The sequence below is a fragment of the Mangrovibacterium diazotrophicum genome (assembly GCF_003610535.1).
In the GTDB taxonomy this organism is placed as follows: Bacteria; Bacteroidota; Bacteroidia; order Bacteroidales; family Prolixibacteraceae; genus Mangrovibacterium; species Mangrovibacterium diazotrophicum.
In genome coordinates, this window is sequence record NZ_RAPN01000001.1 from 1,771,135 (window position 1) to 1,796,147 (window position 25,013).

The 25,013-nt window shown below is 44.6% G+C and carries 21 protein-coding genes; 15 read left to right on the forward strand and 6 right to left on the reverse strand.

The window, feature by feature from the left end:
* The first annotated feature begins 125 nt into the window (after window positions 1-125).
* Both BC643_RS06705 and BC643_RS06710 read left to right on the forward strand, forming a co-directional pair.
* On the forward strand, window positions 126-1,499 hold the full coding sequence (locus BC643_RS06705) for an SO_0444 family Cu/Zn efflux transporter (RefSeq protein WP_120272354.1): 1,374 nt from the start codon (window positions 126-128) through the stop codon (window positions 1,497-1,499).
* Window positions 1,499-2,083: a methyltransferase family protein gene (locus BC643_RS06710; RefSeq protein WP_120272355.1), complete on the forward strand. Its 585-nt coding sequence runs from the start codon at window positions 1,499-1,501 to the stop codon at window positions 2,081-2,083. Before BC643_RS06705 ends, BC643_RS06710 begins: the two co-directional genes overlap by 1 nt.
* Before the next feature lie 445 nt (window positions 2,084-2,528).
* Here BC643_RS06710 and BC643_RS06715 read toward each other — a convergent pair whose 3' ends face one another.
* The 4 genes from BC643_RS06715 to BC643_RS06730 all read right to left on the reverse strand — a co-directional run bounded on the left by BC643_RS06715 (window position 2,529) and on the right by BC643_RS06730 (window position 8,037).
* The gene (locus tag BC643_RS06715; RefSeq protein ID WP_120272356.1) at window positions 2,529-4,688 is read right to left on the reverse strand and encodes a protein-disulfide reductase DsbD family protein; all 2,160 of its coding nucleotides are present in this window, start codon (window positions 4,686-4,688) and stop codon (window positions 2,529-2,531) included.
* 177 nt (window positions 4,689-4,865) lie between these two features.
* Entirely contained in the window at window positions 4,866-5,912 is a 1,047-nt protein-coding gene (locus BC643_RS23675; protein ID WP_170154484.1) for a helix-turn-helix domain-containing protein, read from the reverse strand.
* 66 nt (window positions 5,913-5,978) lie between these two features.
* Window positions 5,979-7,529: an Rne/Rng family ribonuclease gene (locus BC643_RS06725; protein ID WP_120272358.1), complete on the reverse strand. Its 1,551-nt coding sequence runs from the start codon at window positions 7,527-7,529 to the stop codon at window positions 5,979-5,981.
* Window positions 7,530-7,749: 220 nt separating this feature from the next.
* Window positions 7,750-8,037 (reverse strand): HU family DNA-binding protein, encoded by a 288-nt coding sequence (locus tag BC643_RS06730; RefSeq protein ID WP_120272359.1) that lies wholly within the window; start codon window positions 8,035-8,037, stop codon window positions 7,750-7,752.
* Between the two features lie 129 nt (window positions 8,038-8,166).
* Between BC643_RS06730 and mutY the strand changes: the two genes are divergently transcribed.
* The 9 genes from mutY (at window position 8,167) to BC643_RS06775 (ending at window position 16,662) form a co-directional block, all read left to right on the forward strand.
* Window positions 8,167-9,225 (forward strand): A/G-specific adenine glycosylase, encoded by a 1,059-nt coding sequence (mutY, locus tag BC643_RS06735; RefSeq protein ID WP_120272360.1) that lies wholly within the window; start codon window positions 8,167-8,169, stop codon window positions 9,223-9,225.
* A gap of 131 nt (window positions 9,226-9,356) precedes the next feature.
* A complete protein-coding gene (locus tag BC643_RS06740) occupies window positions 9,357-9,794 on the forward strand; it encodes a single-stranded DNA-binding protein (protein WP_120272361.1) in 438 nt (145 codons plus the stop codon).
* Window positions 9,795-9,813: 19 nt separating this feature from the next.
* Complete coding sequence (gene gldE / locus BC643_RS06745; protein ID WP_120272362.1) at window positions 9,814-11,133, forward strand: gliding motility-associated protein GldE; 1,320 nt, start codon at window positions 9,814-9,816, stop codon at window positions 11,131-11,133.
* Window positions 11,134-11,148: 15 nt separating this feature from the next.
* Window positions 11,149-11,718, forward strand: a complete 570-nt coding sequence (gene gldD / locus BC643_RS06750) for a gliding motility lipoprotein GldD (RefSeq protein WP_120272363.1) — start codon at window positions 11,149-11,151, stop codon at window positions 11,716-11,718.
* Window positions 11,719-11,765: 47 nt separating this feature from the next.
* Window positions 11,766-12,386 (forward strand): 4'-phosphopantetheinyl transferase family protein, encoded by a 621-nt coding sequence (locus BC643_RS06755; protein ID WP_120272364.1) that lies wholly within the window; start codon window positions 11,766-11,768, stop codon window positions 12,384-12,386.
* A 158-nt stretch (window positions 12,387-12,544) separates the two neighbouring features.
* Window positions 12,545-14,056 carry a glucose-6-phosphate dehydrogenase gene (zwf, locus tag BC643_RS06760; RefSeq protein ID WP_120272365.1) on the forward strand — a complete coding sequence of 504 codons (1,512 nt, stop codon included), beginning with the start codon at window positions 12,545-12,547 and terminating at the stop codon, window positions 14,054-14,056.
* Between the two features lie 52 nt (window positions 14,057-14,108).
* Window positions 14,109-14,834 (forward strand): 6-phosphogluconolactonase, encoded by a 726-nt coding sequence (gene pgl, locus BC643_RS06765; RefSeq protein WP_120272366.1) that lies wholly within the window; start codon window positions 14,109-14,111, stop codon window positions 14,832-14,834.
* A 19-nt stretch (window positions 14,835-14,853) separates the two neighbouring features.
* Window positions 14,854-15,249 (forward strand): DUF1801 domain-containing protein, encoded by a 396-nt coding sequence (locus BC643_RS06770; protein WP_170154485.1) that lies wholly within the window; start codon window positions 14,854-14,856, stop codon window positions 15,247-15,249.
* A gap of 186 nt (window positions 15,250-15,435) precedes the next feature.
* Window positions 15,436-16,662: a DUF6051 family protein gene (locus BC643_RS06775; protein ID WP_120272368.1), complete on the forward strand. Its 1,227-nt coding sequence runs from the start codon at window positions 15,436-15,438 to the stop codon at window positions 16,660-16,662.
* Here BC643_RS06775 and BC643_RS06780 read toward each other — a convergent pair whose 3' ends face one another.
* Window positions 16,663-18,300 carry an alkaline phosphatase family protein gene (locus tag BC643_RS06780; protein ID WP_120272369.1) on the reverse strand — a complete coding sequence of 546 codons (1,638 nt, stop codon included), beginning with the start codon at window positions 18,298-18,300 and terminating at the stop codon, window positions 16,663-16,665.
* 266 nt (window positions 18,301-18,566) lie between these two features.
* Between BC643_RS06780 and gluP the strand changes: the two genes are divergently transcribed.
* Window positions 18,567-19,769, forward strand: coding sequence for a glucose/galactose MFS transporter (gene gluP / locus BC643_RS06785; RefSeq protein WP_211338001.1), 1,203 nt, complete (start codon window positions 18,567-18,569; stop codon window positions 19,767-19,769).
* Window positions 19,770-19,851: 82 nt separating this feature from the next.
* On the opposite strand, the gene BC643_RS06790 is transcribed toward gluP, so the two are convergent.
* Complete coding sequence (locus BC643_RS06790) at window positions 19,852-20,922, reverse strand: LacI family DNA-binding transcriptional regulator (protein WP_120272370.1); 1,071 nt, start codon at window positions 20,920-20,922, stop codon at window positions 19,852-19,854.
* A 291-nt stretch (window positions 20,923-21,213) separates the two neighbouring features.
* On the opposite strand from BC643_RS06790, the gene BC643_RS06795 reads away from it, so the two are divergent.
* From BC643_RS06795 to BC643_RS06805, 3 genes are all read left to right on the forward strand, one after another.
* Window positions 21,214-22,203: a D-isomer specific 2-hydroxyacid dehydrogenase family protein gene (locus BC643_RS06795; protein ID WP_120272371.1), complete on the forward strand. Its 990-nt coding sequence runs from the start codon at window positions 21,214-21,216 to the stop codon at window positions 22,201-22,203.
* A 107-nt stretch (window positions 22,204-22,310) separates the two neighbouring features.
* Entirely contained in the window at window positions 22,311-22,919 is a 609-nt protein-coding gene (locus BC643_RS06800) for a MarC family protein (RefSeq protein ID WP_120272372.1), read from the forward strand.
* Between the two features lie 439 nt (window positions 22,920-23,358).
* Window positions 23,359-24,999 (forward strand): ABC-F family ATP-binding cassette domain-containing protein, encoded by a 1,641-nt coding sequence (locus BC643_RS06805; protein WP_120272373.1) that lies wholly within the window; start codon window positions 23,359-23,361, stop codon window positions 24,997-24,999.
* The last annotated feature ends 14 nt before the right edge of the window (window positions 25,000-25,013 follow it).

Below are 25,013 nucleotides of genomic sequence, written 5' to 3' on the forward strand. Positions count from 1 at the left end.
ATGACGCCAACGTTAAATAAGCCATCGCAACGAATATCGAAATTTCTAAATAACTGAATGTTTTCGGTAAGTTTGAGAACAATTTCCCGGTTGGAACATTTATAGATTACAAAAGAGGATTTGAAATGACAGACTTTCTATTGAAATACATTAACGAGCTGGTTTACCTGATGAATGAAATGGCGCCCTGGCTTTTGCTCGGGCTTGTTTTCGCAGGATTGCTCAAAGTGTTTTTTCCGCAGGACAAAGTTCAAAAGTACATGGGAAAGTCGAACACGAAATCGGCTGTTAACGCGTCGATTCTGGGAATCCCTATGCCCTTGTGCAGCTGCGGGGTCATCCCTACCGGAATCTCGTTTTTTCGGAACGGAGCCTCTAAAGGTGCAACCAACTCATTTCTGATTTCAACGCCGCAAACCGGAGTTGATTCAATATTCGCCACCTACTCGATGCTGGGTTGGCCTTTCGCGGTTCTGCGCCCGATTGTCGCTTTTGTAACCGGTATTGCCGGTGGTATTCTGACCAACTGGCTGGTGAAAGAAAAACCGGCTCCCAAAGTGGCGCCGAAACCTGCTTTTGCGGGCTTTGCCATGGCTGCACAGCCTACCAAACCGGCAACCGGAAGCTTGCTGACGGTAGCACCTCAGGTTCAATCCAAGTCAACAAATGGTGCTACCTGCAACGACACCTCCTGTGGTTGTCACAGCGAGCCACCAAAAGGAAATGCTTTTGTGCAGGCAACGCACTACGCTTTTATCGAATTGTTGCAGGATATTGCCAAATGGCTGATCATCGGCTTCCTGATTGCAGCATTGATTTCGGTTATTCTTCCAGACGACTTTTTCAGTCGGTTTCATGGGCTCGGGTTTCTGGAAATCCTCGTGATTTTGGCAGCTTCAGTTCCAATCTATATTTGTGCAACCGGGTCAATTCCGATCGCCGCCGTGTTGTTGCTGAAAGGTGTTTCGCCCGGTGCAGCGCTGGTATTCCTCATGGCTGGCCCGGCAACCAATGTGGCTACGATCTCGGTTATCGGCAACACGATGGGGCGCAAATCCCTGCTGGTTTATTTGGGAACAATCATCGGCGGGGCCATTATCTTTGGCATGTTGACGAATTGGTTGATTCCAGCCGATTTCATTCTAAGCAAAGTCATGCATATTCACAACGGCGAGCACGAAATGCTTCCGATGTGGGTGCAAATCGGTTCGTCTATCGTGCTGATCGGTTCGCTTATTTTTGGCTACTTTTACCAGCGTTACGAAAAAACAAATCAAAAAGCCACCGCTATGGACTTCAAAACATTAAAAATCGAAGGCATGACTTGCTCACACTGCGAAGCAAGCGTTACCCGCAACCTGATGAAACTGGACGGAATCGACGAAGTGATTGCCGACAAAAATACGTCGGAGGTAAAAGTATCGGGTAAGAAAATCGATTTGAAAGCAATTGAAAAAGTAGTCGACGAAATTGGCTACCACTACAAAGGCGAAATTTAATGCAATTCATTCAACTTGGTTTAATTATTCTTAGCCTGGTTCCAACCTTGGCCACGTTACTGCTCGCCTACCAAATCATGCGGGCAGGTTTTAGTGCATTGGGAAAACCGAGCATCAACAGCGCTCTTTTCTATTATTCAAAATCGGTTGTTGCGCTCGTATTTGCCTTATTAATCATCGTATCCTTTTTCCCGGGGTTCTTTCTGGCAATGCCTCTTCTGATTCAGAATGACATTGCCGCCGTTCAAAAACTGATGAGTATGATCTTCCTTTTCGCCGGAAACATTTTACTGCTGCCAGCTTACTACACCATGGGAATTTTCACGCGCGTTGGCTTACCAACAAGCGAGCATGTATTGCAAACAGAAGGTGTTTACCGGGTCACCCGAAACCCCATGTACACCAGTTTCTTTTTCTTCTTTGCGGCCGGTTTCCTGTTGATTCCTTCAATTTTACTGGCGGTATTGATGTTGGTTGCTCTCATTCTTCATCATCGTATCATTAAAAAAGAAGAAGTTTATTTGAAATCCGCTTTTGGAGAAGTCTATCTGGATTATAAATCACAAGTCGCGCGCTATTTATAATATTCTCTACTTCCTTCATCAAGGGAAATCGATTTGAATAATAGGAGCCGGGAATTCCAATTGCCGACCGTCAAAATGAACTTGCGACCGGCGAGGCGGAACCCGCTGTACCCGGATTAAGATTTGAACACCGTTTGAATCCGACTTTTCGTCTTTATGAAATCCAGCGGATTTTCACATTTGTAGCTATCACCCCCCCTCGTAGTACTATGCGACTCCTACGATGTCGTTTAAAAAGGTATTTCTGCTCTATAAACATCCGATGCCAGCAGTTTTCGGTGTCCGCAACGGTTAATCAGCGAGAACAGCTTAAACAACTCAAATCACTTCAAAATTTTTGTCGAATTTCTTTACCCCAAATAAGAAAGTCCCGACCAATGGCCAGGACTTTCAGGAGATTACGTTGTAAATTAAACTAAACTATGGTGAAAAAGTAAAAATGTCGTTAGTTTGCCTGTGCTTTGAAATTCGCGAGTCCTTCGTCCAGGAACTTCACAAAGTTATCCGCATTTAGGTCGTAAGCTTTAGGCTCAGTTAATTCCTTGCCTGCATGATCCAGTAATACGTAGTAAGGCTGTGCATTCACACCAAAACGCGTAATCTGGAAGTCGGCATACTTCTTACCGATCGTTTTCTTAACACGACCATCGTAGCTTGAAGTCACCCACTCGCCTTCGGGCAATTCCTTTTTATCGTCTACATAAAGTGCAATAATCACGTAGTCATTCATCATGCGTTGAAGCACGCGCGGATCCGACCACACATTGGCTTCCATTTCTCGGCAATTTACACAGCCGTGCCCGGTGAAATCGATGAACACGGGTTTGTTCACTTTCTTGGCATAAGCCATCCCTTCTTCGTAATCGAAGAAACCTTCCAGACCGTGTGGCAAATGCAGGAATTCACGGTATTTGGGTTTCACGTCAAGGCCAGTCACTTTTCCATTGCCGGCACCCCCACTCAACTTAATTTCTTCGCGAACAACCGTGCGCAAATCAAAATCGTGCGTCGACATTGGCGGCATATAACCGGAAATAGCTTTCAGTGGTGCACCGAACATACCCGGGATCAGGTAAATGACGAAAGCAAAAGACGCGATCGACAACATTAGTCGGGGAACCGTAACGTGTTTCACATCGCTATCGTGCGAGAATTTCAATTTACCCAGTAAGTAAAAACCGAGCAAAGTGAAAATAACGATCCAGATCGCCAGGTACACCTCGCGGTCCAAAATACCCCAGTGGTAAGTTTGATCGGCAACGCTCAGGAATTTCAAGCCCAAGGCCAATTCCAGGAAACCCAATACTACTTTCACCGAATTCAACCAACCGCCTGATTTGGGCAGACTGTTCAACCAACCCGGGAAAAGCGCGAATAAAGTAAACGGTAAAGCGAAGGCCATCGAGAATCCAAACATTCCAACAATCGGCTTCAACACGGCACCACCTGCCGACTGCACTAAAATAGCACCAACAATTGGCCCGGTACACGAGAATGACACCAACACCAACGTCAAGGCCATGAAAAAGGAGCCCATAAAACCGCCTTTATCAACCTGACTATCCGATTTGTTTACCAACCAACTTGGCAATACAATCTCGAACATTCCGAAGAATGAAAAAGCGAAAATCATAAACACCAGGAAGAAGATAATATTCGGAATCCAGTGTGTACTCAACCAGTTTGCGATGTCAGGTCCAAAGATCAGCGCAACGACTGTTCCAACGATGGTATAAATTGCGATGATAGATATTCCGTAGAAAATCGCGTACATGCGCGACTTGGCTTTTGTGTCGCCACTATGCATGAAAAACGAAACCGTCATCGGGATCATTGGGAACACACAGGGCGTAAGGATGGCTGCCAAGCCGGCTAAAAAAGAAAAGAACAAGAACATCCAGAGATTTTCGGCTGATCCTTCTTTTCCTTTATCAGTTAAAACTTTGCCTTCAGCAGCAGGAGTAGATTCTACTTTCTCTGCAATATCAATTGTTGACGCCACTGCGCCTGCAGCACTATCATCTGTTGTTTCAGTTACCGCTTCTGACACTTCCCCTGAAGTGGTTTCGACAACTTCAGTTACTTCCTTTTTTTTTTCGGGAACCGCAGTTTCCTTTACAGCTGGTTTTGCTGCTTCCTTTTCGGTAGCGGTGTATGCTTTTGTTTTAAAACTGAAATCAACTTCGGTTGGCGGCAGACAGGTTTCGTCGTTACAGCACATGAACTCCAGGTAACCGTCAATCGTTACCGGCTCGGTTGTTTTCAATTTTACAACTTGAATAAATTCCGCTTTTTTTCCGAAATACCGCAACTCCATTTGGAAGGTATCATCGAACTTATCGATCGGCGCGGGATTAGTTGTCATTTTACCAACAAACTCAATTTGCGAATTGTCATTAAAATGAAACGAGGTTGGAACAGGTCCACCTTCCGGCAATTGGGTGTCATAAAGATGCCATCCCTCATCGATTGTGGCTTTGAAAATTAATTGAACCTCGTCACCATTCTGTTTCGAGTCGAACGACCACTTCACGGGTTCCTGAATTTGGGCGAAAGATTGCAGCGCAATCAACGCTAGCAAAATTAAAGCTGAAAATTTCTTCATAATTGACGTTAAAGTATTTCGTAGAAATCAAAAATTCGAACTCTATGTGAGCGTAAACATTACTTCCTCACATTCCACAGCTCAAAAGTAAATGCTCTGCGACTAATCGTCAATTATACAAGGTTCCAAAACTGGCTGGAAAAGGTTGAAAAAGGGTCTAGACCCTTTTAATTTAGTTTATTTCTGGCTGTTAAAAAGGAGGATAGCCTCTTTGCGGTTCGCCACGCCAAGTCGTTTGTAGAGGTTGTTTATATGCGTTTTTACGGTACTCAGCTCGATAAAAAGATCGGCTGCAATCTCCTTATTCGTTTTGCCGGCAGCAAGACTTTCCCAAATCTTGCGTTCTTTCTCGGTTAACAACTGGCCATAGTCAATCTTCTCCTCTACTTCTTTCCGACTTTTTAGTTTCCAGATCCAAAGCAGCAAAGCTATAATTAAAATAGACTGCCCCCAGATAATCCAGGTTCGCCAGGGTTTCGTAATTTTCGGAATTTCGCAGACCAAATCCCGATAGCCAACCAAGCTGTTCAGCAAATCGTCATAGGCGGCGGTATACAACGCTTTCGGATATGCGGCTTTCATGCGCTCCTGAAAATCGAAGTAGAAATTCGCATTACGTAAAAAGTCAGTTTCCCGATCATCGATATGGTACACGGCAAACAATCCAACCATTGGATCCTCGCACTTCACTACAAAATCACGAATACTACGATTCAAACTCTGACTCTGAAAATCGCGTTTCGCGATGGTGTTGATCTCGTTGAGCTTAATCCTCTTCTGAAAATACGATTGTTCAAAATCGGACAAAATCGTATTGGCCTCCGAACCTTCAATCTTAACATGATCAAACAGCTCCCCTCCACCTGTATCTGTAACCATCAACTGTGTGGAATTATCCAATAACAAGTGAATGAAGTTACGTTGGTAATCGTTTGTGAATTCAATAGCCAATGAATTATTCCGGACAAAATACAGGCGGTAGAAGCGAGGATCTTCAGGCAAATCGTTTCCGGAAAGGGTGAAATTACCATCCGGATCAACAAAGGCTTCATTGATGACAAAATCGGGAGAAGCAACAAAGAGATTTTCCGGCGATTGTATTGATGCAAGGTAAACACGGGGCTGCCAATCCTCCGACAGCTTCACTTGCCCCTTCAGTTCATAAGCGTGTACCGACTGAATGGACAGTAATAAAAATGGTAGTAAAAACAGAAATTTCTGCATAAATCGAGTTCTAGACCCCCTAAAAATAGCAAATCCCGAGTACATTAACCCGGGATTTACAATTATTTAGAGTATTATTTCCTCCATGTTCTCGTCGAAAAACTGGTAATCGAGAAAACTCAAGGAGTTTACTTCTTCTACTGCGACTTTGCGCATAAATTTCAAAGCCCACTTCCGACGCTGTGACATAAATCCACGTGTCAGGTAAGCTGCAACATAAGGATGAACTTTAATAGTCAACTTCCGCTTATTCAAATCTTTGAAAATGTAATTGACCTTGTTGTCCAGTTCATCAGTAAAGAGAATCGTCGGCGTCACTTTCCCGGTGCCCTTACATGCCGGACAAACCTCTGCGGTTTCCACATGTTCCTCAGGGCGAACCCGTTGGCGGGTGATCTGCATCAAACAAAACTTGCTCAGTGGCAAAATGTTGTGTTTTGTTCGATCGACATCCATCGCCTCCTTCATGCGTTCAAAAACCTTTTGTCGGTTTTCGGAATTATGCATATCGATGAAATCGATAACGATAATTCCCCCCATGTCTCTAAGCCTCAATTGTCGTGCTATTTCTTCGGCAGCGGCCAGGTTCACTTCCAGTGCGTTCGTTTCCTGATCCACACCGGCTTTCGACCGGTTTCCGCTGTTTACATCGATCACGTGGAAAGCCTCCGTGTGTTCGACGATTAAATACGCCCCGTTTTTAAACGAAACGGTCTTTCCGAAAGACGACTTAATTTGTTTCTCAACCCCAAAATGCTCAAAAATTGGTTGTCCGCCTTTGTAAAGCTTCACAATCTTTTTCTTTTCCGGGTCAATAGTACCAAGGTACTCTGCAATGTCTTCGGCGACTTCAGCATCGTTAACAATGATGCTATTGAAGTTTGGGTTGTAAATATCTCGAAGTAGAGCCGTTGTCCGATCCATTTCCCCAACGATCAGCGAGGGTGCTGACGCCTTCTTTAATTTTTGGAAGATGGTTTCAAATTTTGCCACCAGTTTCTTCAGCTCCTGGTCTAGTTCGGCAACCCGTTTCCCTTCGGAAACAGTTCGGATAATGACTCCATATTTCTTCGGCTTAATGCTTTGAATCAGCTTCTTCAGCCTGTTTTTTTCTTCGGTTGAGCTAATTTTCTGCGAAACACTAACTTTTTCGCTAAATGGCATCAACACTAAATTTCTTCCCGCTACCGATAGTTCGGAAGTTAAACGGGGGCCTTTGGTTGAAATTGGCTCTTTGGCAATTTGCACCAAAATGTTCTGGCCTGCTTTTAACACTTCCGTAATTTTGCCCTCTTTATTAATATCGGGCTCGGAGTGAATCTTTGATACCGAAGAAATACGGTTCTTTTTCGAACCGGCAATTTTCATAAACTTGTTTAAGGTTGAAAATTGCGGGCCCATGTCGAGATAATGCAAAAATGCATCTTTTTCGTACCCAACGTCGATGAATGCAGCGTTCAAGCTCGGCATAATTTTCTTGACTCGACCTAAATAGATATCGCCAACTGCAAATTTTGCTCCGCTTCTTTCCCTTGATAGTTCAACTAAGCGTTTGTTTTCTAATAAGGCAATAACGACTTCTGAGGCAGTGACATCAATAATCAGATCGCTACTCACAACGTTACTTAATTTGATAAATTTTTAAGCGTATAAAATACGACTTGTAAAACGGATTAAACCTAAAGCACCCTGTACTTTAGGTTTAACCAACAGCTCATAAGTTTTACCTAAAATAAAACTTATTTTTTCTTCTTATGTCTGTTTTTACGTAGTCTTTTTTTACGCTTGTGCGTAGACATCTTGTGTCTTTTTCTTTTTTTTCCGCTTGGCATAATTCTTATTTTTTAACTTGGTCTTTAACTTGAGATACGAACGTTTTAGCCGGTTTGAAACTTGGGATAAAATGCTCAGGAATAATGATTGTTGTATTTTTTGAAATATTGCGTGCAGTCTTCTCAGCTCTCTTTTTTACGATGAAGCTTCCAAATCCGCGCAAATACACGTTTCTTCCCTCTGTCAATGAATCCTTTACAGTTTCCATGAAAGCTTCAACAGCTTTTTGCACCGTTACTTTTTCGATGCCAGTGTTCTTGCTAATTTCGTTAACAATATCTGCTTTAGTCATCTCTAAAATTATTTAGTTTTCAATAAATTATAAAATCGTGTCAAATGGTGTGCAAAAATAAAAATTATTTGAGAACTAGAAACATATGAAATGAATTATTTTTGCAATTCACGTAGATTCTAAATAGTTATGGTGTATTTCGAGGGGTTCGGACAGATTATTCAACAATGGTACAAACAATTCAAACGGCATCTTCCCTGGCGTGAAACATCTGATCCCTACCTGATATGGCTGTCGGAAATTATTCTCCAGCAAACCCGCATTGATCAAGGATTGGCGTACTTTAACCGGTTCGCAGAGAACTATCCCACGGTTGAAAAACTGGCGGCCGCCTCCGAAGACGAGGTATTAAAATTGTGGCAAGGACTTGGGTACTACTCCCGAGCACGAAATCTTCACTTTACCGCGAAAACAATCACCAGGGAGTTTGGTGGACAATTCCCAAAACAATACAGTGATATAATAAAACTAAAGGGAGTTGGCGAATACACGGCTGCCGCGATCGCCTCAATCTCCTACAAACAGCCATATGCAGTGGTGGACGGAAATGTCTACCGGGTACTTTCACGCATTTTTGGGATCGACACACCTATAGATAGTACAGAGGGAAAAAAAGCCTTCAAACAACTGGCGGAAGATTTGCTGGATCGCAATAATCCGGGAGACCACAACCAGGCAGTGATGGAATTCGGAGCAATACAATGCACTCCAAAAAATCCGAATTGCGCTGCCTGCCCCTTCTGCGACCGCTGTTTTGCTTTGCAGGGAAAAGCGATAGAACGCCTGCCTGTCAAACAAGGTAAAGTAAAGATCCGCCACCGTTATTTTAATTATCTGGTTTACGACCTCGAAGAATCTACCTTTTTGACCAAAAGAACCTCCAACGATATTTGGAAAAATCTTTATCAATTTCCCTTGATTGAAACAGCGTACAAAGCGGAAGTTGAAAGTTTGCACCTGGAATCAGAGCTACCTATTAATAATAGTATCGGTGATATCTCAGAGGTGACCGATTGGAAGAAACAAGTTTTAAGCCACCAGCACATTCACTATCGGTTTATTCACGTTCAGTTAAAAAACAAAAAAAATCTCCCAACCGATTTGATCGAAGTGAATAAAAAAGATATTTTTAACTTCGCTGTTCCAAAACCGGTCGAAAAACAACTAAATTATTTGAACTGGTTTTGATGCATTCGTATTGAGAAATGACACCGTTCATCACAAGAATAGCTACATTCATGAAATACTGATAGTTACAGAAACAAACAGACTATCATTTTTCGTACATTGAATGTTATTAATTTAAAACGAATCTAACTATGTCAGTAAACAAAGTTATTCTAATTGGCAATGTGGGACAGGATCCCGAGGTAAGACATCTGGATAAAGATGTGACTGTAGCTAACTTTTCATTGGCAACTTCAGAAAGTTATACCGCCAAAAACGGTGAAAAAGTAACCACAACCGAGTGGCACAATATCGTTGTTTGGCGAGGATTGGCTAAAGTAGTGGAACAATACGTAAGCAAAGGTGACAAACTGTACATTGAAGGCCGTATTCGCACCCGCTCGTGGGACGATAAAGACGGCAATAAGCGCTATACCACTGAGATATATGCTGACAACCTGGAAATGTTGACACCGAGAGGACAGTCGACCGGTGGTGGCCAGCAAATGTCGGAACCAAAAAATCAACAGGCAGAATCGGTTAATGAACCTGATTTTAGTTCATCGGAAGAAGATGACCTGCCATTTTAGTAACCAAAACATTAACTAATTGGAAACGGACCCTTTACCTCATTTACTTTCCCTGTCGTGGGATGTGTACTTCCACCCATTGACAGGTTCGGCTGTAATCAGCCTTTTTTTAATTGCATTATTACTTATTTCGTCTGCTCTGATTTCCGGCTCGGAAGTCGCTTATTTTTCGATAAGCCCTAAGGACCGCCAAATGTTGAGCAATCAAAAGGAAAAGAATAGTCATTTTATATTACACAATCTGGAGAATCCGGAAAAATTATTGGCTACCATCCTGGTGGCCAATAATTTTGTGAATGTAGGCATCGTCATTCTGTCGTCGTACGCCACTGAAATGCTGGTTGACTTTACGAATGCGCCTACAGTCGGCTTCATCTTCCAAATCATTGTCATTACTTTCTTCCTGCTGCTTTTCGGCGAAGTTATTCCGAAAGTTTATGCCACGCGGCACTCGTTGCGCGTCGCTCGAATTATGGCACTTCCGCTGAATGTATTGGAACGGATCTTCAGCCCGATCAACGCCATTCTGATTTACTCAACTTCATTTGTAAATCGCAGAATTCAAAAGCACTCACAAAACATCTCTGTTGATGAGTTGTCACAGGCGCTGGAGTTAACCGACGACCACGAGATCTCAGAAGACAAAGATATTCTGGAAGGAATCGTCAAGTTTGGGAATAAAAATGCTGTTGAAATCATGCGGCCACGCGTTGATGTTGAAGCCATCGACATCAAAGAATCACTCGACAAGCTGATCAACCTGATTAACGACTCTGGCTACTCGCGTATCCCGGTGTATTCGGAATCCTTCGATAATATTCGGGGAATTCTTTACATCAAAGATTTGCTCCCCTATACACACAATCGCGAAAATTTCCACTGGCAGTCCATCATCCGGCCACCCTTCTATGTTCCGGAAACCAAAAAAATTGATGACCTGTTGGAGGAGTTCCAAAAGAACAAGGTGCACATGGCCATTGTTGTTGACGAATACGGCGGCAGCTCCGGCATTGTGACACTCGAAGACATTCTGGAAGAAATTGTTGGCGAAATTGCCGATGAGTTTGATGAAGATGAAAACTACTTCACCAAAATAGCGGAGAATAAATACCTGTTTGATGGGAAGATTCTACTTAGCGATTTTTACAAGATTGTCGGGGTCGACGACCATGTTTTCGACGACTACAAAGGTGAAGCAGATACCCTGGCTGGGTTGATTCTGGAGCTGAAAGGTGAAATACCGGCGCTGAACGAGAAAATCTCGTGCCTCAACTTCATCTTCTCCATCGATAGTGTCGACAACAGACGGATTAAAAAAATTAAAGTCGAAATTAAATAGCATTCAAGCTCGTCAATGAAGAAACTGACATTTATTCTTATTCTGTACTTGTTCTTTTCGGCCTGTAACGAAACGCATATTCCGAAGCCGCGAGGTTATTTCCGAATCAGTTTCCCGGAGAAATCATTTCACGAAACCAGCGAAAAGTTGCCCTACTCATTCGAGCTGGCCGACTATTCGAAAATCGAATACAAACAAGGCAAACATGCCGAGGGAGAAGAATGGGTAAATGTGGTTACGCCGGCTAACAAAGCCGACCTTCATTTAACCTACCTGAAAGTTGACGGCGACCTGAATCACCATATCGAAGAATCGCGCAAACTGGCATACGATCACTCGATCAAAGCCGACGCGATTAACGAGCGTCTTTACATCAATCCGAAGGAACACGTCTACGGAACCATTTATTATATCGAGGGAAACGCAGCTTCTCCCCTGCAGTTTTATTTAACCGACAGCACCAGCCGTTTTTTGCGGGGAGCATTCTACATCCGTGAAATCCCAAATATCGACAGTATTCAACCGGTAATCGATTTCCTGGAGCCTGATGTAATCCACCTCATCGAAACATTCAAATGGGAATAGTTTTGGATGTATAATCGTAAATTTACCTTTCATTCGCCAAACAGAAAATGCCTCTTTTTCAACAATATCATATCGAAAACGGAATCCTGCTTCTTTGGGAGATGACAGAAAGCAAAGAGGAGATCCTTATGTTTGCGGGCGAATTTGAGCGAGATCCTAATTTCAAGCAGATAACCCACCCGCAACGACAACGCGAATGGCTCTGCGTCCGAAAATTGCTTCAATCTGCGGCTTGCCACCATCATCAGATCAGCTATACCGAGAACGGTAAACCGGTGATCAATCATCCAACGTTCAAGTCGATTTCGATTAGTCATTCTTCAAAAATGGCTGGAGTATTCTTGCATCCCGGAGAAATGGCCGGATTGGATATTGAGTCGGCAGAACGAAATTTTGCCAAAGTTGAACGCAAATATTTGAGCGCGGCTGAATCTGAACTGGCAGCTCAAATTCCCGATGGACTGGCCTGGTTTTGGTGCATCAAAGAAGCGGCGTACAAAGCTGCGGGAATCCCGGGCTTAATTTTTAACAAGCAGATCGAAATTGAAAAAGGAATTGACGGAACTCTGCAAGCAATAGTCATGGGCAATCATACACTCAGATTCAAAATTCATCAGAAAAAGATAGACGGGCAACTGATTGTTTGCCTTAGCCTTCAAAGCGGCTAGTACCCCGTATTCAAAAAATTCCGAAAACATAAGTCCGATATACTTGTTTAAGGACACGAATTGATTTTAATTTCCCCCGTCCGATATCTTTTTGCGACCGGCAAAAGCAAAAATCAATTCTGGTTCAGACATCATCGAATAGAAAAATTAGAAAGATCATGAGTCAAACAAAACCACAAATATTGGTCATTTTTGGTGCCTCCGGCGATTTGACCAAAAGAAAACTGATCCCGGCTCTGTACGAGCTCTTCCGACAGAAATTGTTACCCAAAGAGTTCGCCGTTTTGGGTGTAAGCCGTACAGACCTGGATGACGACGCTTTCCGGGAGAAAATGAAAGAATTTCTTCCGAAAGAGGACGACAAGAAAACAGCTGTGTCCGAATTTCTGCAAATGTTGTATTACCAGCCACTGGCAACCGAGGATGCTTACGACTACCCGGTTTTGCGTGATCGTTTGACGACGATTGCCAAGCAAAACAACATTGCCGAAAACTACATTTTCTATCTTTCAACACCGCCTAAGTTGTACGAGATTATCCCGGCAAACCTGGCCAGCGTTGATCTGAATAAGACAGAAGACGGATTCCGTCGACTGATTGTAGAAAAACCTTTCGGAACAGATCTGGAATCAGCAAAACAGCTGAATAAAAATTTGTTGAATTACTTCAACGAGGATCAAATCTACCGTATCGACCACTACCTGGGGAAAGAAACCGTTCAAAACATGCTGGTGACACGTTTTGCCAACGGTATCTTCGAGCCGATCTGGAACCACAATTTCATTCATCACGTCGAAGTTACCTCGGCAGAGAGCCTTGGTGTTGAAGAACGTGGCGGTTACTACGACAGCTCTGGTGCGATGCGCGACATGGTGCAGAACCACCTGATGCAGGTGGTCGGAATGGTGGCGATGGAACCACCGGTTATTGTCGAAGCAGATGCGATCCGGAACGAAGTGCTCAAGGTGTTCCAATCCTTACGCCCGATTAAAGAAGAAGATGTGCAAAACCACGTCATTCGTGGCCAGTATATCGAATCGCACATCAAAGGAGATTTGGTGAAAGGTTACCGTCAGGAAAAAGGTGTTGATCCTGAAAGCCGCACTGAAACCTTCATGGCGATGAAATTTTTCATCGACAACTGGCGCTGGAGCGGTGTGCCGTTCTACATTCGCACCGGAAAAAAATTGCCGACCCGTGTAACCGAAGTTGTTATTCACTTCAAGAAAACGCCTCACCACCTGTTTGGCACAAACGCCGGCTACGAACATTCCAACAATCAGTTGGTTATTCGTATTCAACCCGATGAAGGTATTTTGCTGAAGTTCGGCATGAAAGTTCCGGGCGCCGGATTCAATGTTCAAACGGTGAACATGGATTTCCACTACGACGATCTTCGGAATGTACACCTCCCATCAGCTTACGAACGCTTGCTGCTCGACTGTATGCAAGGTGACGCAACGCTCTACTCACGTGGCGATGCTGTTGTGAAAGCCTGGGAGTATGTGCAGCCCATTTTGAATGCATGGAAAAACAACCCCGAAATACCGGTATATGGTTACCCAGCAGGAACCTGGGGACCGGATGTTGCCGACGATCTTGTTGAAGACGGCACCTGGCGATACCCCTGCAAAAACCTGTCGGACGACGGAAACTATTGCGAATTATAATACAACTGGAGCCTGATTATTCAGGCTTCCTTTTTTCATTACAAGCGAAAACATGGAATCACCGAAAGTAAAAATATACAACGACAACCAGGCAGTTGCTGAAGCTTTTGCCAAAGACCTTTACCAATTTGTATCCAGCCGCGAAGATTCGGTACATATCGCCTTATCCGGCGGATCGACTCCGGCCCTTTTGTTCGACATTTTAGCCAAAGATTACGTGGAAAAAATGCCTTGGGAGAAGATTCATTTTTGGTGGGGTGACGAACGTTGTGTACTCCCGACCGACGAACAAAGCAACTACAAAATGACGGTCGACCATTTGCTGGGTAAAATCAAGATGCCGGAAGAAAACATTCACCGTGTGTTGGGTGAGTTGACTCCGGAACAAGCAAACAAAGCTTACATCCACGAAATTTCCGAGTTGGTTCCTGAAGCAAACGGATGGCCAGAGTTTGATCTCATCATCCTGGGCATGGGAAATGACGGACACACTGCCTCCATTTTCCCGCACGAAATTCAATTGCTGCACGATGCAAAAATCTGCGCTGTAGCAACCCATCCGGAATCCGGACAAAAGCGCGTAAGCCTGACCGGAGCGGTGATCAACAATGCAAAAGAAGTGAGTTTTCTGGTTACCGGTAAATCGAAGACCGACCGCGTGAACGAGATCTTCAACAAACTGGATGGCTACAAAGAATTGCCGTCGACCTACATCAATCCAACGCACGGTCAGCTGACCTTTTACTTCGACAAAGACGCCGCAGCTAAAATCAGTTAGCATGGGCAAAATGCAGCCAATGAAATTCAGATCGGTTGAAGAAATGCTGGATTTTCTTCCCGAGAATGAATTGGCTGTTGTGGAAAAACTTCGGGATATGATTTATGCAAACATTCCCGAAGTTCGCGAGAAGCTATCCTACAATGTTCCCTATTTCTCCATTCATTCGCGCATTTGCTTCATCTGGCCTTCGGCCATCCCTTGGGGTAAAGTCGAGCGCCACGGCATCAAACTCGGATTTTGCAAAGGCCACTTGCTTCACGACGAGCTGAACTACCTCGAAAAAGAGAACCGAAAAGAAGTGTACTGCAAAACTTACTACAAGCCGGAGGATATCGATGAGGATTTACTGAAGACTTTCCTATTCGAAGCTGTTGAGATCGATCGCATGACAGCTGTGGGAAAACCGAGATAAAGAAATTCCGCCATCCATCACTTCCCCCTTCTTTCACTCAGGAATTTTGCACCAATTGTTGCGTCGGAATAACCTCAATTTAACAATCCCCGAAATTTTATTTGCTACTTTCCCAATGCGGGAACCGGACAAAAAGTTCTCGACATTTGAAAGTCATAGAAACGAAACAAAAGGGTAGCAAAAAAGATGAAACAATACCTGGAAGCCTATTGGGAATTGATCGGAAAACTGGAAGAGAATTCCCCAAAGATTGAACTGGACGAACTGGATGTTTTGCGCTTTGATTTCGAGTCGGAAGCGCACGATTTGTTGCCCGGAATGGAAGAATATTGCTGCCATCAACACAAGGACCATTTCGACGCTAACCAATCGTTTTTTCACGATATTGGCACCTTCGACAACCAGATTCAGATTAAAGACATTGACATCGCCGAGAACAAGCAATTTGAATACATGATCTTCCGACCAAAAAGTGAGTCGATCTCTCGGGAAGCCATTTTCCTGTTCCACGGGTTCAATGAGAAAAACTGGAATAAATATTTGACCTGGGCCCAGTATTTAGCCGAAACAACCCGGAAACCGGTCATCCTTTTCCCTATGGCTTTTCACATGAACCGAACACTTTCCATTTGGAGCGACAAACGAAAAATGTTCCTAATGAGCGAAAAGCGGCGGCAAATGTTTCCCAATATTGTCAACTCGTCGCTGACGAATGTCGCGATTAGTATGCGACTGCACAGCCGCCCGCAGCGTTTTATCTGGTCAGGACTGCAAAGCTACTACGATGTGATTCGATTTATTGATCAGGTTCGGGAAGGTAGTCATACGGTATTGCACGCTGACACACAGTTCCATGTGGTCGCCTATTCTATTGGCTGTCTGCTTTCGGAAATCTTGAAGTTAGCCAACCCTAAAGGCTATTTTACCAAATCCAAATTGGCCTTATTTTGCGGAGGGCCGGTCTTCAACCGCCTGTCGCCGGTATCAAAATTCATTATCGACAGCGAGGCCAACGTCGCCCTCTATTCGTATTTGATTGAGCATTTCGAGAAACACACTGCCAAGGATAAGCATCTTCAACACTACATTAAAGGCCCTCACGCGGAAGGTCATATTTTTCACGCCATGCTGAACTACAATGAAAATCGCGCGTACCGTGAGCAGCTTTTTCGAAATGTGAGCGACGATTTAATGGCCATTGGACTCGAACAGGACGAAGTGATTCCATCGTACGAGATTGTGAACACGCTGCAAGGCGCCAACCGGGATATCCGGATTCCGGTTCACATTGTCGATTTTGAGTTTCCTTACAACCACATTGCCCCCTTTCCGGCAGTGGCTAAAAACAGCGAACTGATTGATCGGGAGTTTCGAAATATTTTCGGAAAGATTGCTGACTTTATTACCGCTTAGTTAGCGTAAAATCTCTTCAATCACCCTTCCACTGCAATGCGATGGGATGTCGTAGCCAAGGATATCGAAAATCGTTGGCACCATATCGATGGCATCAACTTCGCCCCGGTAACGACCGCTGTGAATGCCACTTCCCATCCAGATCATTGGAATGTGCGTATTGTCCGTGTACACCACTTTGCGGTATTTAAACTGTGGTTGCCAGCCATCCTCGAGCATAAACAGAATATCGCCCGAACGCTTAAAGTTGTATGATTTTGAAATTGTCGTCAGCAAACTGGTCGCATAGTCTCCTTGTTCAAAACCCGATGACGGCAAGGCGATTTTCACCCCTTCGAACTGGTTAATGAACGACGCCGCTTTGCTCATGAATTCATCAATCGAAATCTTTTGTTTCTCGATCAATTGCCGGTTGAAATAGATTTGCTGATCCATCACAAACTCAACCCAGTTTCCCTGTCCGTAAGTGATATTCAAATACGATTTCAACAGAGCAACCATACTTTCAGGCGACACGTAGCCGGCAGGCATATTGTATTGCTGTTGTAAAAAATCGACTGAGTAGGAAGAAGAGCATGATGAGGTAAGAATGACCAATGTGTTAGCCAATCCAATGTTTTTATCCACATAATCGAGCAAACCGGCGATATCCTGATCCAAGCGCAAATAAGTATCTTCCATTTCCACAGACGACGGCCCGAACAGGTTATTGGCGAAGTCCATAGACGAAAAATTGATAGTAAGCAAGTCAGGAACATCATCGCGTCCCAAGCGTTCATTTTCAATCAGGTTGACCGCGAAATCTTTGATCAGGCGATTGCCGTAGGGCGTTGTCTTCAGCACCCGGTAACTACCTTCTGTAGAGATCAATTTTTTCAAATCATACGGGAAGGTGTTCCATTTTTCGTAATAGCCTCGTTCAAATGTATTGTCATCTTCAACGCTTGCCTCGTAGCTCCCCATCGGCAACAAGGTTGTCCAATCACGATTGGCGAATGATTCAACCATCTGCTTGGCATTAAAGCTGAAGGCCCACGATGGAAACTGATCCACGTAATAAGAACTGGAAATCATATTTCCGGTTTGGTTATCCATCCAGTAGGCACCATCCGCCGCGTGACCGGACGAAAGTACGGCGCTGTAATCATTCAAACTAACCGAAAACACTTTGGCGTTTCCGTTGGTCGAAAGTTTTAGTCCATCACCTAAAGTCGGGCTTAACAGCTGTTTCGCCGAACGTTGTCCTTCATTCGAGTCACTCCCAACAGTAATGTAATTCTTATCTTCTACAGCATCCACCTGTTTCTCTTTCAGGCGATCCATCCAAATTTCATTGATAATCCCGTGACGGTCCGGATAGGCTCCGGTCATCAAAGTGGGAACGCCAGTCACACATTTCTGAATGTGCAGGTTCATGCTGGCGTTGGAACAAACAGCACCATGATTGACCAGGCGCAGAAAACCGTCGTTCTGAAACTTATCGGCATATCGCACAAGGTAATCGCTCCGCATCTGCTCCACATTGATAACCAATACCAACTTGGTTTTCGGGCTGGCCGAAGATTGCCCTCTAGCTGCACCAAAGCTGAAAACAGACAGGATTAGGAAGATTGAAAGTTCTCTGAATAATATTTTCATAGCTGTTTGTTCTTGAAAAGTCCCAAAAATAAGAAAAATGCGCTGATAAGTTCAAAAATCCATACAAATCCTTAACAAACCGTCATTCTAACTATTTAACTGAAAAAGAACAAACTAACTTTCAAGTTGTCAAAAAAGTCACAGCGAATTTGAAAAAATGTGTGCGGACACATCATTTTTTGACTATATTGCCGGTCACTCCTCTATCCTCAACCTGCTTTGTGAAATAATCCTTGAGAAACAGTATAACTTCAAATTGAATTTTTATGTCGAAAAAGAACAACAAAATTGTGGTTGCATTGCTGGTAGTGGGCGTCATGTTCTTTGCTATTGGGTTTGCACTTGGTATCAACAGCTACCTTATTCCGTTGCTTAAAAATGCACTAAACGTATCTTCAGGTGAGTCTTACCTTATCCTGGCTGCTACTTTCTCTGCATTCCTGATTTTTGGTTACCCGGCTTCGTTGGTGATCGGCAAAATCGGTTACAAAAACACGATGACCCTTTCGTTCCTGATGTTTGCCGTTGGTTTTTTGCTGTACCTGCCATCGGCAAGTAACGAAAGTCTGCCGCTTTTCCTGTTGGCATCATTCGTAAGTGGTATGGGAAATGCCTTCCTTCAGGCATCAGTAAACCCGTACATTACCATTTTAGGACCTATTGACAGTGCGGCAAAACGTATGAGTTTCATGGGTATTGCCAACAAACTGGCCTGGCCGGTAGCACCCTTATTCCTGTCGCTGGTAATTGGTAAAAGTGTTGAAAATGTACAGTTGGCCGACATCACGCTGCCATTCTACATTATTATCGGCATCTTCCTGTTGTTGGGTGTTTTGGCTTACTTCTCACCGCTTCCTGAAGTGAAAGCTGCAGGTGAAGACGAAGACAGCGCCGAAGAATGTGCCTATGCTGCCAACAAAACATCAATCTGGCAATTCCCGCACTTGCTGCTGGGTGTTTTAGCCTTATTCCTGTATGTTGGGGTTGAAACAATCTCGCTGAGTACCCTGGTTGACTATGCACAAAGTATCAATCTGCCGAACGCTGAGTATTACGCGTGGATTGCCCCCATCGGGATGGTTATCGGCTACATTTGCGGTATCATTTTCATTCCGCGTGTCATTTCACAGGCAACAGCTCTGTTGATTTGTTCTATCTTGGCCATCTTCGGATCCATCATGGTGGTGTTTACTCCTGAAGCCATTTCAATCTGGTTCATCGCCTTTATGGCCGTGGGTTGCTCATTGATGTGGCCGGCTCTGTGGCCGCTGGCAATGACTGAACTGGGTAAATTCACCAAAGCAGGTTCATCGTTGATGGTCATCGCCATTGTGGGTGGTGCATTAATCCCAACGCTGTACGGTTTTGCAAAAGACAGCTTTGGACCGCAAAAAGCTTACTGGGTTTGTATTCCATGCTTCCTGTATATTCTTTACTACGCGCTGAAAGGCCACAAAGTAAGAAGCTAATTCGCGAAGAAAATATTCATAAAAAAATCCGGGACGACAATCCCGGATTTTTTATGCTCTGTATTTGAGTTATTCTTTTGTTCTAAATTGAATCGGAGTGCAAATACGATTTGATGTTTTCCCGTGTGATGATCTCCAACGGGAACAAATCGTTTACCGGAGGTTGTTTTTTGAACAACAGGTAATTCACCAGGAAGTTAATTCCCCGAACCGCCTGTTTGCGCGGATTCTGGTGAATCAGGAAGTTGATCACCCCTTCGTACATATAGTGAATGTTGTCTTTCAGCAAGTCGTAACCAACCAGCGCCACATTCTTTTTGCCGGCCTTGTCCAACACTTGGGCTGTCAGGTGAGTACCTTTCGATGTTGCCACAAAAATACCGTCGATTGTTCGCTTACTCAGTACATCCTGGAGCTCGCGCATAAAAGCAGCATCGTTGAAATCGGTGAATTCGTACGACTCAATATTAAAATCGGTCAGATTGTTACTGGTGAAATAATCGCGAAACCCTTTTTCCTTTTCCTTCACGTGCATCGCGTTCAGTTTCTCTTCGTACACGTGCACCACCAAAATATTCCCTTTTGTTCCCAACTTGGTCGCAATCATTTCGGCCCCCACTCTACCGCTCTGGTAAAGGTCCTGGCCGATAAAGCTTAATGGATCAGCTTCGGGAATGTTCGTGTTGAAAATCACATAGGGGATATTCCGTTCTTTCAAATCACCGAAAAACTCCAGCGATTCGTGATACTGAATCGGTGCCAGCAAAACACTGTCCGGGTTGAAATCAAGAATTTTCTTGGACACCTGTTTAAACGACTTTTTATCGTACAGGTTGAAGTAGAATGACTCGATACGAACGTTGTACTGTGCCCATTCTTCGGTTGCTTTAAATATTCCGGAACCCGATTGATTCCAGTAATCATCCAAAGCCGGATCCGGCAACATCGCCGCTATTCTGTAAACTTTATTCGATCCCAAGGTACTGGCGATCAGATTCGGTTTGTAGCCGGTCTTTTCGAGTGCTTCGAGCACTTTTGCCTTGGCCTTCTCCGAAATCTTTCCCCGCTCGTGCAAAACGCGGTCAACGGTAGCTACCGAAACACCTGCGAGTTCGGCCACATCTTTGATACGAATATTTTTAAACTGATCCATCTAGTAATAATTCGAGTCTGTAAATTTAACGTCTAGCTGATGCAAAAATGAATTGTGAATTAGGCATGTTTGCGCACACAAAGATACAATATTATTAAACTGATCTTAATCCACGCCTCTAATTTATGGATAAATTAACATCTTAGTAACTGAAAATCTGCATTTTATTTCACTCCTGTCCCCATTAACTGCTTTTTCAACATGGAAAACGCTATCAATAAATGACTTTACACATTTTACGATTTACAAGTCCGACTAATTTTGCGCCCACCAAACAATAAAAATACACAGATGAAAATTGTTGCTTTTGAGACGAGAGAGGATGAACGCCCGACGTTCAGGAAGTTGGAACAAAAACACCAAATTGAGATTGTTTGCCTGCCGGAGGAAATATCGAAACAAAATATTGGACTGACGAAAGGAGCCACTGCCATTTCAATTTTAGGACACAGCCAGATAAATGCGGAATTGCTGAACCTGTTGAAGGAAAATGGCATTGACTTCGTTTCAACCCGAACTGTTGGCTACAACCACATCGACCTGGAAGAAGCCAATAAACTGGGCATCCGTGTTGCCAATGCTTACTACGATCCGCATGGGGTTGCAGACTACACGGTGATGCTGATCCTGATGTCGCTACGCAAATACAAGCAAGCAATGTGGCGCGCCAACGTAAACGACTACTCGCTAAAAGGATTGAAAGGCCGTGAAATGCGCAACCTTACGATCGGCGTGGTTGGCACCGGGAATATCGGGGCACAGGTAATTCAAAATCTTTCAGGTTTTGGTAGCCGCCTGCTAGCTTTCGACACCCGCAAAAACCCCAAAGTGGAAAGTTTGGTAGAATACATGCCGTTGGAACAACTGTATGCCGAGGCCGACATTATCAGTTACCACGTGCCGCTGCTCGCAAGTACTCACCGCATGGTTAACCGAGAAACCTTGGCACAAATGAAGGACGGCGTGGTATTGATCAACTGTTCTCGCGGCGAACTGATGAACGTGAGCGATGTCATCGACGCTATTGAGTCGCATAAAATTGGAGCGCTGGCGATGGATGTTTTTGAAAACGAAACCGGCATTTACCACCAGGACCGTCGGACAGACATTATCAGCAACCGCGACATGGCCTACATTCGCCAGTTCCCGAATGTCATCATGACCCAACACATTGCCTTTTATACCGATGCTGCCGTTGAAACCATGGTAGAATGCGGCGTCGAGAGTTTGTGCGACTTTGTTGCCAAAGGCGAAACCAGTCGCGAAATCCTCGCCCGTTAACAAGAAATAACATCTCCCCGGAGATCTTCAATAGAAACACAGCAAACGAAACTGTGTTTCTATTCAACTTCCATTATCTTGCATCTGCAAATACCTATTTGATTCGTATGCTGGATATCATTAATACTTTCTTTCTCCTTTTCGCCGTCATCGACCCCATTGGTACAGTACCTGTCTTCCTTTCGGCCACTCAAAATTTCGATGTGCCCGAGAAGAAAAAGATCGCAGTGCGGGCTTCAATCACGGCTGCCATCATTTTAATCTTTTTTATTGTCGTTGGGCAACTCATTATCGAAGGCATGGAAGTGACCCTGGATGCGTTCCAGATATCCGGTGGCATCATCCTCTTCCTTTTTGCGTTGACCATGATTTTTGGTGAAGGAAAACCGGAGAACGAAATCCACATGATCAAAGATTTCAAGCGGGTGACCATTTTCCCGATTGCCATTCCGTCCATCGCTTCTCCCGGAGCCATTATGGCCGTAGTTTTACTAACCGACAACCACATGTATTCGATCGGGCAGCAGGCTGTCACAACCTTTTTAATGCTGATCGTTGTCGCCATCACTGCCGTGCTGCTGGTCGTTGCCCGCTACATCCAAAGCTGGATTGGCGAGCAGGGCATTACCGTCATCAGTAAAATCATGGGGCTCATCCTGGCTTCGTATGCCACTCAAAGTATTCTCTCGGGCCTGAAAAGCTTCTTCATGAGTTAGTAAGCGGAGATTTCCTCAAGCCATACTTGGGGTTAAAAGGGAATTAACCTTGATCCCGAAACCAGACTCAACATACGAGTTCTTCGTCCTATCGGACTGATTTTCCTTTTTGGCTTGACCCTAAAAGGAAACAAAAAACTCAAGACTTATTTTTATCATCAGGCGTCAACTCCTGAAAGCTAAGTTCAGCCGGGTGATCTCCTCCTAACGTCGGAGCTTCCCGGTTTCACTAAGCTTCCAGTTCGTTTCTCACCTTCAATAAAAAGTAGGCCGAAAGCGATCCAAGCCAATTTATTACTTCCGTCACTTGTATTCTATTGATTTCAATAGCCTCCAATCCCTTCCAATTGCCTTCCGCCATTACAATGATTTCCTTGAACACGGATAGTTCAACTGTCTTTCATTTAACTATCTTTGCCGCCGATTTAAAAATTGAAGCATGATTTCAGCAGACGGATTAACGGTCGAATTTGGCGGCCAAACGCTATTCAAGGATATTTCATTCGTTGTGAATGAAAAGGACCGCATCGCCCTGATGGGGAAAAACGGTGCCGGTAAATCAACGCTTTTAAAGTTGATGGCCGGTGTGCAAAAACCGACGCGCGGTAAAGTTTCGGCTCCCAAAGAAGCCGTCATTGCGTACCTGCCCCAGCACCTGATGCACGAAAGCGACCGTACGCTTTTCGAGGAAGCGTCGCAGGCTTTTGCCGAAGTGCTGGACATGCAAAAAAAGCTGGACGAGCTGAATCATGAGCTAACCGTGCGCACCGACTACGAATCGGACGAGTACAGCCAGATTATTGAGCAAGTATCTGAACTAAGCGAGAAGCTTTACAGCCAGGGCGAGATTAATTTCGATGCTGAGGTTGAAAAGATTTTGCTGGGGCTTGGTTTCCTGCGCGAAGATTTCAACAAACCCAGCAGCGAATTCAGCGGTGGCTGGCGCATGCGTATCGAGCTGGCCAAAATCCTGCTTCAAAACCCGGATCTGATCCTGTTGGATGAGCCTACCAACCACCTCGACATCGAGTCGGTGCAGTGGCTGGAAGAATTCCTGATCAACAACTCGAAAGCGGTGATCGTGATTTCGCACGATAAGAAATTCATCGACAACATCACCACCCGCACCATCGAGGTGACCATGGGCCGCATTTACGACTACAAAGTCAACTACAGCAAATACCTGGAGCTGCGTGCCGAGCGCCGCGAGCATCAGCAAAAACAATACGACGAGCAGCAAAAAATGATTGCCGAGAACCAGGCTTTCATTGAGCGCTTCAAAGGAACCTACTCGAAAACCCTGCAAGTGCAGTCGCGCGTGAAGATGCTCGAAAAGCTGGAACTGGTTGAAGTGGACGAAGTGGATACTTCGCACCTGAAGCTGCGTTTCCCGCCATCACCTCGCTCGGGTAGCTACCCGGTAATTGCCGAACATGTGGGTAAAAGCTACGACGATTTCCTGGTGTTTAACGATGCCAGCTTTACCATTCAGCGTGGAGAAAAAGTAGCATTCGTGGGAAAAAACGGTGAAGGGAAATCGACCATGATCCGTGCCATTATGAAGGAACTGGAGCACGAAGGCAACATTCAGTTGGGCCACAATGTGCAGATCGGTTACTTCGCCCAGAACGAAGCTTCATTGCTCGACGAGCAACGCACGGTTTTCCAAACCATCGACGATGTGGCTGTGGGAGACATCCGCACCAAGATAAAAGATATTCTCGGCGCTTTCATGTTTGGGGGCGAGGACTGGGATAAGAAAGTTGGCGTGCTTTCGGGCGGCGAGCGTACCCGTCTGGCGATGATTAAACTCTTGCTGGAACCGGTGAACCTGCTCATTCTCGATGAGCCGACCAATCACCTGGACATCCGCACAAAGGACATTCTGAAGCAGGCGTTGCTGGAATTCGACGGAACACTGATTCTCGTTTCCCACGACCGCGACTTCCTGGATGGCATGGTGTCCAAAGTGTACGAATTTGGAAACAAGCGCGTGAAAGAACACCTGGAGGGCGTGACCGAATTCCTGGCCCGTAAAAAAATGGAACACCTCAACGAGCTGGAGAAAAAAAATAAATAGCGATTTGAGACTAG